The sequence below is a fragment of the Mycobacterium sp. genome (genome assembly GCF_019247635.1).
In the GTDB taxonomy this organism is placed as follows: Bacteria; Actinomycetota; Actinomycetes; order Mycobacteriales; family Mycobacteriaceae; genus Mycobacterium.
Map to the genome: position 1 here is coordinate 83369 of NZ_JAFBAR010000004.1, position 12341 is coordinate 95709.

Genomic DNA, 12341 nt, shown 5'->3' on the forward strand with positions numbered 1-12341 from the left:
TTCGCCGTAGCCTGGTGTGAACCGGCTCACAATCGACTGGGAGTGCTGATGCGGATCGCGGACGTCTTGCGGAACAAGGGCGCGGCGGTGGTGACGATCAACCCAGACGCGACGGTCCGGGAACTGCTCGCCGGCCTCGCCGAGCAAAACATTGGCGCGATGGTGGTGGTCGGCGCCGAGGGCGTCGTCGGCATCGTGTCCGAACGCGACGTCGTGCGACAGCTGCACCGGCACGGCGCCAGTGTGCTGACGCGCCCGGTCTCCAAGATCATGACCGCCACGGTCGCCACCTGCGGCAAGGGGGACACGGTCGACGAGGTCAGCGTGCTGATGACCAAGAACCGGGTGCGCCACGTGCCGGTGCTCGACGGGAAGAAGCTGATCGGGATCGTCAGCATCGGCGATGTGGTGAAGACCCGCATGGAAGAACTCGAGGCCGAGCAGCAGCAGCTGCACTCCTACATCACTCAGGGGTAATGCCGCGGGGCTGTTCCCCGGACTGCGTTGGCTCTGCGGTGAGGGTGGGGTCTTCTCGCTCTTCTTCGCCCTGGACGCAGAGCCAACGGCGCCGGGCGGGCCGTCAGCGCCAGGAGTACTCGGAGCGCAGCCGCGCGGCCACCACGTCGAAGACGTCGCGCGCCAGAATCGCGCCCTCGCGCCGGATGCCCTCCTCGGGCACATGAAGCACCCGGTCCAATCGCACCCAGCTTGCCCTGCCCTCGTAATCCCAATCTCCAGTGCCGATCCCGACCCAGTCGCGATCGGCGGCGTGCCGCTCCTGGCTGGACACCATGAGGCCGAGCAGCACGTTGCGGTCACGACCGACCACCAGGACCGGCCGATCCTTGCCGCGGGTGGGATCCTCCTCGTAGACCACCCAGGTCCACACGATCTCGCCGGGATCGGCCCGGCCGTCGAGATTCGGCGCGTAGACGACCTTCCGGGCCCGTTGCGCGGTGGGGAAGCTGGTGTTGGTCACCGGCCGGCCCTGGGAGACCTCAGCCACGTCGGGCGCCGGCAACCCCATGGCCATGATGTTCGCGGTGATCTTCACCGCTTGCTGGACGGTCCGCAGGGTGTCCTGGGTGTTCTGCAGCCGCCGGACCACCTTCGGAGCCTCGTTGAACACCAAGTTCTCCGCAAAGCGCTGGATCGTCTTCCACTGTGACTTGCCGGGCGACTTCCTGTCCGGTGCCATCTTCGCAGCATAGACGCGACCGGCAGGGCGCGACGGGGTCTGTGATTGGGCCGACTTGGCGTGCACGGATACGCTGGATGCTCGTAATCCGCCGCTCCAGGAGATTCCCATCAGCAGTTTCGCCGACAAGACGTTCACGCCGCCGGCACAGATTCGGAACTTCTGCATCATCGCTCACATCGACCACGGCAAGTCGACGCTGGCCGACCGAATGCTGCAGCTGACCGGGGTGGTCGACGAGCGCTCGATGCGGGCCCAGTACCTGGACCGGATGGATATCGAGCGGGAGCGTGGCATCACGATCAAGGCGCAGAACGTGCGGTTGCCTTGGCAGGCGAATGGCCAGGATCACGTCCTGCATCTGATCGACACGCCGGGCCATGTCGACTTCACCTACGAGGTATCGCGGGCGCTCGAGGCGTGCGAGGGCGCGGTCCTGCTGGTTGACGCCGCCCAGGGCATCGAGGCGCAGACGCTGGCCAATCTGTATCTCGCGCTGGATCGCGACCTGACCGTCATCCCGGTGCTCAACAAGATCGACCTGCCCGCCGCCGACCCCGATCGCTACGCCGGTGAGATAGCCCACATCATGGGCTGCGAGCCCGGCGACGTACTACGGGTGTCCGGCAAGACCGGGGACGGTGTGGCCGAATTGCTCGACGAGGTGGTCCGTCAGGTGCCGCCCCCGCAGGGCGACGCCGACGCGCCCACCCGCGCCATGATCTTCGACTCCGTCTACGACATCTACCGCGGCGTGGTCACCTACGTCCGCGTCGTCGACGGCAAGATCAGCCCGCGAGAGCGCATTGCCATGATGTCCACCGGCGCCACCCACGAACTGCTCGAGGTGGGCATCGTCTCGCCCGAGCCCAAGCCCAGCGCGGGCCTCGGCGTGGGCGAGGTCGGATACCTGATCACCGGGGTCAAGGACGTCCGCCAGTCCAAGGTCGGTGACACCGTGACGACGGCGCGCAATGGCGCCAAAGAAGCGTTGACCGGCTACCGCGAACCCAAGCCGATGGTCTATTCGGGACTGTATCCCGTGGACGGCTCCGACTACCCGAACCTGCGCGACGCCCTGGACAAGCTGCAGCTCAACGACGCGGCGCTGACGTACGAGCCGGAGACGTCGGTAGCCCTGGGCTTCGGTTTCCGGTGTGGCTTTTTGGGCCTGCTGCACATGGAGATCAGCCGCGAGCGTCTGGAGCGCGAGTTCGACCTGGACCTGATCTCGACGTCGCCGAACGTCGTGTATCGGGTCATCAAAGAGGATGACAGCGAGATTCGGGTGACCAACCCCTCGGACTGGCCGGCGGGCAAGATCGGCGCGGTCTACGAGCCGGTCGTGAAGACCACCATCATCGCGCCCAGCGAGTTCATCGGCACGATCATGGAGCTGTGCCAGGCCCGCCGCGGCGAAATGGGTAGCATGGATTATCTGTCACCCGAGCGTGTGGAACTGCGCTACACCATGCCGTTGGGCGAGATCATCTTCGACTTCTTCGACTCGCTGAAGTCGCGCACCCGCGGCTACGCCAGCCTGGACTACGAGGAGGCCGGCGAGCAGGAGGCCCAACTGGTCAAGGTCGACATCTTGTTGCAGGGCGAGCCCGTCGACGCGTTCAGCGCGATCGTGCACAAGAATTCCGCCTCTGCCTACGGCAACAAGATGACCACCAAGCTCAAGGAGCTGATCCCGCGTCAGCAGTTCGAGGTGCCGGTCCAGGCCGCCATCGGATCCAAAATCATTGCGCGCGAGAACATTCGCGCGATCCGCAAAGACGTGCTGTCGAAGTGCTATGGCGGCGACATCACCCGTAAGCGCAAGCTGCTGGAAAAGCAGAAGGAAGGCAAGAAGCGGATGAAGACCATCGGACGGGTCGAAGTGCCGCAGGAAGCCTTCGTCGCGGCCTTGTCCACCGATGCCGCGGGGGACAAGGGCAAGAAGTAGCAGCGCCCCTGAGCTGACCCGTGCTGACCCGTGCTACATGGGCGCGTTAGCGGGCTGGAACATGCCCGAGCTGTCGGCTTCCTCCTCGGCGCGGATCACGTGCACCACCGCATTGATCAGCGCCAGGTGGGTGAACGCTTGCGGGAAGTTGCCCAGATGTCGACCGGTTCGCGGCTCGATCTCCTCGGCGTACAGATGCAGCGGGCTGGCATACGACAGCAGCCGTTCGCACAGCCGTTTGGCGCGACGCACCTCGCCGATCTCCACCAGCGCCGACACCAGCCAGAAGGAGCAAATGGTGAACGTGCCCTCCTCACCGGACAGCCCGTCGTCGGTCTCCTCCACCCGGTAGCGCAGCACCAGGCCTTCCTCGGTGAGTTCGTCGGCGATGGCCAGCACGGTGTTGCGCACCCGCGGGTCGTCGGGCGGCAGGAACCGGGTCAGCACCACCAGCAGCAGCGAGGCGTCCAGGGCGTCGCTGCCGTAGCGCTGGGTCAACACGCCGCGCGAATCCACCCCGTGCTGCAGGATGTCGGCCTTGATCTCCTCCGCAACCTGACGCCACTGCTGGGCGTAGCTCGTCTCACCCTGCCGCTCGGCCAGCTTGGACCCTCGGTCCAGCGCCACCCAGCACATCACCTTCGACGACGTGAAGTGCTGCGGCTCGCCGCGCACCTCCCAGATGCCGCGGTCGGGCTCGCGCCAGTGCTTGATGGCCTCTTCCACTTGCTTCTTCAACACCGGCCACAGCGTCTCGGGGATCTGCTCACGCGACTTGGCGTGCAGGTAGAACGAGTCCAGGATCGAGCCCCAGATGTCGTGCTGGCGCTGGTCGTACGCGCCGTTGCCGATCCGCACCGGCCGCGCGTGGTCGTAGCCGGTCAGATGATGCAGTTCCTCTTCGACCAGGCTGCGTTCGCCCCCCACGCCATACATCACCTGCAACGGATGACGTTCGTTGCTGTTCGCGCCGGACACGTCGGCGATGAACGCGAAGAAGTCGTCGGCCTCGCGATCCAGCCCCAGCGTGTAGAGCCCCCACAACGCGAACGTCGAGTCGCGCACCCACGCGTAGCGGTAATCCCAGTTGCGGTGCCCCTGCGGCGTCTCGGGCAGCGACGTGGTGCTGGCCGCGAGCAGTGCGCCGGTGGGGGAATACGTCAGGCCCTTCAGCGTCAGCGCGCTGCGCTGCAGGTAGGCCCGCCACGGGTGGTCGGGGAAGTTGCCGATGTTGATCCACTGCCGCCAGCATTCGGTGGTTTTCCACATCTTGTCGGCGGCCTCTTCGTACGTCTGTGGCGCCGGGTGCTTGGTCCAGCTCAGCGCGACGAACACGTCGTCGCCCTCTTTCATCCGGGTGCGTGCCCGGGCCTCGCGGCCCTCCAGCCCGATGCGCAGGTTGCTGGTCAGCTGCAGCGCGGGGTGGGCGTCTGGATGTTTGCTGGCCCGCGCGATGGCCTCGCCGTAGGCGTTGGCCGAGTATTCCCAGGTCGCGCCGACACGGTGATAGTCGAACGCCGGTTCGCAGCTCATCATCAGCTCGACGGTGCCGCTGACGCAACGAACCGTGCGCAACAGGATGTGCTCGGCGTCCCAGTCCATCGGGGTCCGGCGGTGGGTGCGTGAGCGTCGCTCAATGTCGTGCCATGGCCCCATCACCAGCGCGTCGCGCACGATCAGCCAACCGGTGTGGGTCTGCCAGGTGGTTTCCATGATCAGGCTGCCGGGAAGATAGCGCCGGGCCGACGGGACCGAGACGCCGTACGGGCCGAGCCGGAAATGCCCGGCGCTGCGGTCCAGGATCGCGCCGAACACACTCGCCGAGTCCGGGCGGGGAACGCACAACCACTCCACCGAACCTGCCGGCGAGATCAGGCAGGTGGTCTCCCAGTCGGACAGGAATGCGTAATCGGCAATCGGCGGAAAAGAATTGCGCAGTACGCCACCTGAGACAAATGGTGCGGGCGCGCTGAAATCGACCCCCGGGCGCGGAGCCGCTTCAAAAGCCTCCGTGTCGCCTCCTTCGCGCGGGGAGGCGGCCTGATCACCGGATTGGCCGGGTTGAGCGTGCAGAACCATCCCGACATCATCATCTGTGGACCTGCCCGGCGTCCACTTACTCTGCTTCCCGCTGCTGTTGTGTGCTTCCCGCTTTCTTGCGCGGTGTTACCCGCGCCGGCGGGCATATTTGGGCGTGTGTTCGGGCAGCGGGCCGATCGCGATCAGGTACCCGATCAACCTGCGCAGTGCGGGTACCCGACCGGCCATCCGCACAGCTTTCGGCGGTGCTTGGTCGCCCGCCCTGCCTGGTGAACCGACCGCCGCGGCGATCACCCGGGCGTGGATCGTCCGTTGTGCCGCCTGCACCAGCGCCGTCGGTATCCAGCGGCGCGCCTGTACGCGGGCCAGCTGGAGGCTGGAGACCCGTCCCTTGTGCAGCGGACCGGCGAGGATGCGCGCGGTTGCCACGGCGTCGGCCACGGCCAGGTTGATGCCGACGCCGCCGACCGGCGACATCGCGTGTGCCGCGTCGCCGATGCACAGCACTCCGTTGGAGTACCAGCGGCGGAGCCGATTAAGCTGCACGTCAAGCAGTTTCACGTCGTCGAACGACGACAGGGCCTCGACGCGGTCGGCTAGCCAGGGCACCATGCTCACCAACACGCGGTGCAGCGCCTCGATGCCTTCCGCCCGAACCTGTGCGTCGGATCCCTTGGGGATGACGTAAGCGATCTGGTAGTAGTCGCCGCGGTCGATCAGGATCACGCCGTGCCCGGCCTGGAACGTGCCGGCAAGACCGGGCGGATCGTCGGGCCGGCGCGGGAGCCGGAACCACCACACGTCCATCGGCGCGCCGAAGCTTCGCGCTACCAGGCCGACGGCCGAGCGCACCCGCGAGGTACGTCCGTCGCACGCGACGGTCAGTTCGGCGCGTATTTGTCGGGCTTCGCCGCTCGGGTCGCGGTAGGTGACGCCGACGACGCGGTCGCCCGCACGCACCACTCCGGTCACCTCGGTGCTGCGCAACAACCGGAACGTGGGTTCGGCCTCGGCGGCGCTGGCCAACAGTTCCAGCAAATCCCACTGCGGCACCAAGGCGATGTGCTGGTGTGCCCCGGGCAGGTGGCTCAGATCGACATCGATGGGTTGTCCCTGCAATTGCATCCGCATGGTGTCGATCAGCCGATGCGGCATTTGGCCAAACCGCTGCGCCAAACCGAGTTCGTCGAGCAGGCGCAGGGTGCTGGCGTGCACGGTGTCCCCGCGAAAGTCCCGCAGAAAATCGGCGTGCTTTTCCATCACGGTGACTTTTACGCCGGCGCGGGCCAACAGCAGGCCTAGCATCATTCCGGCCGGTCCGCCGCCGGCGATCAAGCAGGTCGTGGCTTCGGATTCGGCAGATGGGGGCATTCGCCGATCTTGGCACATTCGCTTCGGATCCACCTGCGACCCGATACCGATAGGGTGGGCCCGGTGGGCAGGTTCCTGAACTGGTGGGACGGCATCGAGCTGTGGTTATCGGGCCTCGCTTTCGTGCTCCAAGCTTTGCTGGTGATGCCGGTCGTGTTGCTGCTCGCGTATGTCACCGCCGTGGTGCTGGACGGCTTGCTCGGCAGGGGGGTCAAGCTGATGCGGCGGGCTCGGCAGACCGATGGGACGCCGGGCTAGGCCGGCGAGATGCCGTGCAGATGGCGCTAAATGCCTAGGTCGCACGTCACGCTGGTACTCGTGACGCTCGTCGTTTTGGTGATCGTCACGTGGTTGCTGACGCGCTGAGCCGAATCCGTTGTTCTGTTAGGCTCTGCGCCATGCACGCAGCATCGGCAACCCTCGAGTGCCTCGAGTGCCTCGAGTGTTGTGCCTACGCGCGCTGTTGTCGCTGACTCCCAAACCCGTGCGCGGTCTGGTGTAGGAGTTCGTGAATTCCCGCCGAGTTCCAGTCGCCCTTCCGCACGGGACCGAAATCCGTAAGTCCCGCACCGGAAAGGCCCCCATGATCAAGGACATCGGGAGCGCATTGCCCCTGCGCCGCTCGACAGTCCTGACCGCGATCGTCCTGATCGCCGCCGTCGTGGCGGCTTGTCACGGCGGTCCCAGCGACGTAGTGGGCGGCGGTGGGCTGGGCAACGCGCGCAGCAGCATCACCCTGGTCGCCTATTCGGTCCCAGAACCTGGGTGGAGCAAGGTGATTCCCGCGTTCAACGCGTCCGACGAGGGCAAGGGCATACAGGTGATTACCTCCTACGGGGCCTCCGGTGACCAGTCACGCGGTGTTGTCGACGGTAAGCCGGCTGATGTCGTGAACTTCTCCGTTGAACCGGACATCACCCGATTGGTCAAGGCCGGCAAGGTTTCCAAGGAGTGGAACACCGACGCCACCAGAGGCATCCCCTTCGGATCGGTGGTGACACTGGTTGTGCGCACGGGTAACCCGAAGAACATCAGGGATTGGGATGACCTGCTGCGGCCGGGAATTGAGGTCATCACGCCCAGCCCGCTCAGCTCGGGTTCGGCCAAGTGGAACCTGCTGGCCCCTTACGCCGTCAAGAGCCAGGGCGGCAACAACAGCCAGGCCGGCGTCGACTTCGTCAACAAACTGGTACGCGAACACGTCAAGTTGCGCCCCGGATCGGGGCGCGAGGCTACCGACGTTTTCGTGCAAGGCAGCGGCGACGTGTTGATCAGCTACGAGAACGAGGCCATCGCCACTGAGCGCGCAGGCAAGCCGGTCGAGCATGTCACCCCCCCGCAGACGTTCAAGATCGAAAATCCGGTCGCGGTGGTGACAACCAGCCCGCATCTCGATGCCGCAACCGCATTCAAGAATTTCCTGTACACCGCCGTTGCGCAGAGGGTGTGGGCACAGGCTGGTTTCCGGGCGGTCGATCCTGCTATCGCGGCCGAATTTCGTGATCAGTTTCCAGTGCCGCTGAAACTGTGGACGATTGCCGACCTGGGCGGATGGGCCGCGGTGGATCCGCAGCTGTTCGACAAGAACAGTGGCAGCATCACCAAGATCTACACGCAGGCCACGGGATGACCGCCGTGAATCCCGAGGCCGTCCGGCCCGAGCTGGTGGATCTCGGCGAAGATCCGGGCGATGCGCCCGCGAACGCGCGTCAACCCAGGCGGCTGCGCTCGACGACGTCACTTCGCGTGGGTGTGGCCACGCTGTGGCTGTCGGTGATCGTGCTGCTGCCGCTGGCGGCAATCGCGTGGCAGGCGATCGGTGGCGGCTGGGATAGCTTCTGGTTGACGGTCACGTCGCACGCGGCGGTGGAGTCGCTGCGGGTCACGCTGACCATTTCGGCCGGCGTCACCGCGCTCAACCTGGTGTTCGGCCTGTTGATCGCCTGGGTTCTGGTGCGCGACAACTTCTTTGGTAAGCGACTCGTCGATGCGATCATCGATCTGCCGTTCGCCCTGCCGACCATCGTCGCCAGCTTGGTGATGCTTGCCCTGTATGGCAACAAGAGTCCGGTCGGTCTTCATCTGCAGCACACGGGCTGGGGCGTGGGGGTGGCGCTGGCCTTCGTCACGCTGCCGTTCGTGGTGCGCTCGGTGCAACCCGTGTTGTTGGAAATCGATCGGGAGACCGAAGAAGCGGCGGCGTCGCTGGGCGCCGGTGGTCTGAAAATCTTTACCTCCGTCGTACTGCCGTCGCTGCTGCCGTCGTTGTTATCGGGTGCGGGCCTGGCGTTTTCGCGCGCCATCGGGGAGTTCGGTTCCGTGGTGCTGATCGGTGGCGCGGTGCCGGGCAAGACCGAAGTCTCTTCGCAGTGGATCCGGACACTGATCGAGAACGACGACCGGACCGGTGCCGCCGCGATATCCATTGTGTTGTTAGCGATTTCGTTCGTGGTGTTGTTGATCTTGCGCATCGTCGGCGCGGGGGCGGCCCGACGCGAGGAGAGTTCGCCGTGACCCCATCACGATGGGTTCGCTACCTCACGCGATACGTCGCTTTGGGCTACATCTTTGTGCTGCTGATCGTCCCGGTGGCACTGATCCTGTGGCGGACGTTCCAACCCGGATTCGGCCAGTTCTTCGACTGGGTCAGCACGCCCGCCGCCCAATCGGCGCTGGACCTGTCGCTGCTCGTGGTGGGCATCGTCGTGCCGCTGAACGTGCTCTTCGGCATCCCGACGGCATTAGTGCTGGCGCGCAATCGATTTCGTGGAAAGGGCGCGCTGCAGGCCGTCATTGACCTGCCTTTCGCGGTCTCGCCCGTTGTGGTGGGCGTGGCGCTGATCGTGCTGTGGGGATCGGCCGGTGCGCTGGGCTTCGTCGAGAGGGACCTCGGGTTCAAGATCATCTTCGGACTGCCTGGCATCGTGCTCGCCAGCATTTTCGTCACGCTGCCGTTCGTGGTACGCGAAGTAGAACCGGTGCTGCACGAGCTGGGGACCGACCAAGAAGAGGCGGCCGCGACGCTGGGTTCCGATTGGTGGCAGACGTTTTGGCGAATCACACTGCCGTCCATCCGGTGGGGCTTGACCTACGGCATTGTCCTGACGGTCGCACGTACTCTCGGTGAATACGGCGCGGTCATCATGGTGTCGTCCAATTTGCCGGGGAAGTCGCAAACGCTGACACTGCTGGTATCGGACCGCTACAACCGCGGGGCTGAGTATGGCGCCTATGCGCTGTCAACGCTGCTGATGGCCGTCGCGGTGGCGGTCCTGATCGTCCAAGTGGTTCTGGATGCCCGCCGAGCACGCGCGACTAATTAGGCCTGACAAGGAGATTCGGAGATGAGTGGCGACAAGGTCGAACACGCAATAGTCGTGCGCGACGCCTACAAGAGCTATGGCGATTTCGTCGCCTTGGACCATGTGGACTTTGTGGTGCCCACCGGTTCGCTGACGGCGCTGCTGGGGCCCAGCGGGTCGGGTAAATCGACCCTGTTGCGCACCATCGCCGGCCTCGACCAACCCGACAGCGGCACCGTCACGATCAACGGCCGCGAGGTGACCCGGGTGCCACCGCAGCGGCGGGGGATCGGATTCGTCTTCCAGCACTACGCCGCGTTCAAGCACCTGACGGTGCGGGACAACGTGGCGTACGGGCTGAAGATCCGCAAGCGGCCCAAGGCGGAGATCAAGAGCAAGGTCGACAACCTGCTGGAGGTGGTGGGGCTCAGCGGGTTTCAGGGCCGCTACCCCAATCAGCTCTCCGGCGGCCAGCGCCAGCGCATGGCGCTAGCTCGGGCGTTGGCGATCGACCCGCAGGTGCTGCTGCTCGACGAGCCGTTCGGGGCCCTGGACGCCAAGGTGCGTGAGGATCTGCGGGCGTGGTTGCGCCGGCTGCACGACGAGGTGCACGTCACCACGGTGCTGGTCACCCACGACCAGGCCGAGGCGCTCGATGTCGCCGACCGCATCGCCGTGCTCAACAAGGGGCGCATCGAGCAGGTCGGGTCTCCGTCCCAGGTGTACGACGCCCCAACCAACCCGTTCGTCATGTCCTTCCTGGGCGCGGTCTCCACGTTGAACGGCGCCTTGGTGCGTCCGCACGACATCCGGGTGGGCCGCAATCCGGAAATGGCCATCGCCGGCGGCGACGGCAGCGCCGATTCCATCGGGGTGGTGCGCGCCACCGTCGACCGGGTGGTGCTGCTGGGTTTTGAAGTGCGCGTGGAATTGACCAGTGCGGCTAACGAATCCCCCTTCACCGCCCAGATCACCCGCGGCGACGCCGAGGCGCTGGCCTTGAAAGAGGGTGACACCGTTTACGTGCGCGCCACCCGCGTGCCGCCGGTCGCCGAGAACATCGTGGTGAGCTCGCTGACATCGAGCTAGCTGTCTAGCCTACGGATGATCATCCTCATCGCCACCAAATAGGCGTTCGGGGTGGTGGTAGGTGTTGGTTCGTGGCTGTCTTCGTGAACGGCCACGGACGAGATGAGGTGGGGGAATCCAGGCGGTTCGGCCGTTGGGGAGTTTGGTTGTCTTCCAGCCTTTTCCGACTAGCTTGTGGTTGGGTGCGCAGGCGAGGGTGAGTTTGTCGACGTCGGTGCGACCGCCGGCGGCCCAGTCGTCGGTGTGGTGGACTTCGCATCTGTCGGCGGGGACGTCGCAGCCGGGGTGCGTGCAGCCGCGGTCTTTGGCGTAGAGGACCAGCCGCTGATCCGGTGAGGCGATGCGGCGGGTGCGGCCCAGATAGAGCGGGCGGGTGGTGTGCTCGTCGAAGACGGCCAGGTAATGAAAGGCGTGCCGGCCCATGCGGATCAGATCCCGCATGGGAACCCGTGTTCCGCTGGCGGTGACCGCATAGCCGGCGGCGGCGGTGAGTTCCTGCAGCGTGGTCGACACGATGACGGTCACGGGTAGTCCGTTGTGCAGGCCGAACTTGGGATCACCCAGCTGGCCGCGGACCAGGGCGTTGATCGCGTCGTGTTGGCGTTGCGCGGGTGTGCGCCGGTCGGTGCTGGCGGCTTCGTCGGTCGGTTCGCCTGCGACACAGGGTGTTTCATCGTCGGGGTTGCCCATCCCGGGGGCCGCGAACTTGGCCAGCCACGCATCGAGGTTGGCGCGCAGCTCCGGGGAGGCGACGAGCTTTCCCACGCTCATGCCGTCGGCGCGCTGGGCGCACCAGGTGAAGCCGCGTTGACGGGCGCGGTCCGCGTCGTCGAATTTGCCATCCGGGTTGAGGTAGAGCGCGCAGCGGTTGGCGACCTTGTCCAGTTGGTCGGGACGCAACTGCGTGGCTTGGTGAGCCAAAAATCGTTCGGCGTGCTCGACTGCCACGGCGGGGATGTGGTGCGGCAGATCGCGGCAGAAGGTTTGAATCACCCGCAGGTGTTGGGCGTCGAGCAGCCCTTGGCGCCAGACCTGGGCGGTGGCGGGAAGCTTCGGTGGCAGCTGCTGGCCGGTCGGGGTGAGGCGCGCGGAGAGTTGTTCGGCGTTGCGCAGCCGACGGCGGGCTTCGGCGTAGCTGATGCGCAGCCAGTCGGCGACCGCTCGGTGCACCGGGCCGCCCATGTCGGCGGGGTCTTCTTTGGCCAGGCCGGCGATCACGTCGTGGCACATCACCGTCTGGCGTCGCTGCGCGGTTTCCAGCCGTTCCAGCGCGCGTAGCCGCACGACGGGGGAGAGCTTGTCGAGGCCGAGTTCACCGAGCGCTGCCACGGCGGTATCCAACGCGTCGAAGGCGGCCGCTACCCGCTCCGGAGCCGTGATCGCAAGCATG

Annotated in this window: 10 protein-coding genes and 1 pseudogene; 7 read left to right on the top strand and 4 right to left on the bottom strand. The window is 65.9% G+C overall.

The features are described 5' to 3' along the window. Positions 1 to 48: 48 nt before the first annotated feature. Positions 49 to 477 carry a CBS domain-containing protein gene (locus tag JO236_RS00545; protein ID WP_293323221.1) on the top strand — a complete coding sequence of 143 codons (429 nt, stop codon included), beginning with the start codon at positions 49 to 51 and terminating at the stop codon, positions 475 to 477. Between the two features lie 103 nt (positions 478 to 580). Here the strand turns inward: JO236_RS00545 and JO236_RS00550 are convergent, their stop codons facing one another. Continuing rightward, complete coding sequence (locus tag JO236_RS00550; protein ID WP_293323224.1) at positions 581 to 1198, bottom strand: type II toxin-antitoxin system PemK/MazF family toxin; 618 nt, start codon at positions 1196 to 1198, stop codon at positions 581 to 583. On the opposite strand from JO236_RS00550, the pseudogene lepA reads away from it, so the two are divergent. After that, a pseudogene (gene lepA / locus JO236_RS00555) lies at positions 1192 to 3149 on the top strand (translation elongation factor 4). The gene JO236_RS00550 and the pseudogene lepA sit on opposite strands and share 7 nt — an antisense overlap. A gap of 33 nt (positions 3150 to 3182) precedes the next feature. Here the strand turns inward: lepA and JO236_RS00560 are convergent. Both JO236_RS00560 and JO236_RS00565 read right to left on the bottom strand, forming a co-directional pair. Next, positions 3183 to 5228 (bottom strand): glycoside hydrolase family 15 protein, encoded by a 2046-nt coding sequence (locus JO236_RS00560; protein ID WP_293323226.1) that lies wholly within the window; start codon positions 5226 to 5228, stop codon positions 3183 to 3185. An 87-nt stretch (positions 5229 to 5315) separates the two neighbouring features. Continuing rightward, positions 5316 to 6560 (bottom strand): FAD-dependent oxidoreductase, encoded by a 1245-nt coding sequence (locus JO236_RS00565; RefSeq protein WP_293323229.1) that lies wholly within the window; start codon positions 6558 to 6560, stop codon positions 5316 to 5318. A gap of 54 nt (positions 6561 to 6614) precedes the next feature. On the opposite strand from JO236_RS00565, the gene JO236_RS00570 reads away from it, so the two are divergent. From JO236_RS00570 to JO236_RS00590, 5 genes are all read left to right on the top strand, one after another. Continuing rightward, complete coding sequence (locus tag JO236_RS00570; RefSeq protein WP_293323361.1) at positions 6615 to 6818, top strand: hypothetical protein; 204 nt, start codon at positions 6615 to 6617, stop codon at positions 6816 to 6818. Positions 6819 to 7143: 325 nt separating this feature from the next. Next, positions 7144 to 8190: a sulfate ABC transporter substrate-binding protein gene (locus tag JO236_RS00575; protein ID WP_293323232.1), complete on the top strand. Its 1047-nt coding sequence runs from the start codon at positions 7144 to 7146 to the stop codon at positions 8188 to 8190. Further along, positions 8187 to 9074, top strand: coding sequence for a sulfate ABC transporter permease subunit CysT (gene cysT, locus JO236_RS00580; protein WP_293323235.1), 888 nt, complete (start codon positions 8187 to 8189; stop codon positions 9072 to 9074). The genes JO236_RS00575 and cysT overlap by 4 nt, the downstream gene beginning before the upstream one ends. Beyond that, positions 9071 to 9883: a sulfate ABC transporter permease subunit CysW gene (gene cysW / locus JO236_RS00585; RefSeq protein WP_293323237.1), complete on the top strand. Its 813-nt coding sequence runs from the start codon at positions 9071 to 9073 to the stop codon at positions 9881 to 9883. Before cysT ends, cysW begins: the two co-directional genes overlap by 4 nt. A gap of 21 nt (positions 9884 to 9904) precedes the next feature. Beyond that, positions 9905 to 10951: a sulfate/molybdate ABC transporter ATP-binding protein gene (locus JO236_RS00590; protein WP_293323238.1), complete on the top strand. Its 1047-nt coding sequence runs from the start codon at positions 9905 to 9907 to the stop codon at positions 10949 to 10951. Between the two features lie 9 nt (positions 10952 to 10960). Here the strand turns inward: JO236_RS00590 and JO236_RS00595 are convergent, their stop codons facing one another. Beyond that, entirely contained in the window at positions 10961 to 12340 is a 1380-nt protein-coding gene (locus tag JO236_RS00595; RefSeq protein WP_293323240.1) for an HNH endonuclease signature motif containing protein, read from the bottom strand. Position 12341 lies beyond the last annotated feature (1 nt).

Bases quoted from the DNA above. Each gene is read 5' to 3' on its own strand.
- JO236_RS00575 (WP_293323232.1), top strand. From the start codon at position 7,144: ATGATCAAGGACATCGGGAGCGCATTGCCCCTGCGCCGCTCGACAGTC.
- JO236_RS00560 (WP_293323226.1), bottom strand. From the start codon at position 5,228: ATGGTTCTGCACGCTCAACCCGGCCAATCCGGTGATCAGGCCGCCTCC.
- JO236_RS00545 (WP_293323221.1), top strand. From the start codon at position 49: ATGCGGATCGCGGACGTCTTGCGGAACAAGGGCGCGGCGGTGGTGACG.
- JO236_RS00550 (WP_293323224.1), bottom strand. From the start codon at position 1,198: ATGGCACCGGACAGGAAGTCGCCCGGCAAGTCACAGTGGAAGACGATC.
- cysT (WP_293323235.1), top strand. From the start codon at position 8,187: ATGACCGCCGTGAATCCCGAGGCCGTCCGGCCCGAGCTGGTGGATCTC.
- JO236_RS00595 (WP_293323240.1), bottom strand. From the start codon at position 12,340: ATGCTTGCGATCACGGCTCCGGAGCGGGTAGCGGCCGCCTTCGACGCG.
- JO236_RS00565 (WP_293323229.1), bottom strand. From the start codon at position 6,560: ATGCCCCCATCTGCCGAATCCGAAGCCACGACCTGCTTGATCGCCGGC.
- JO236_RS00590 (WP_293323238.1), top strand. From the start codon at position 9,905: ATGAGTGGCGACAAGGTCGAACACGCAATAGTCGTGCGCGACGCCTAC.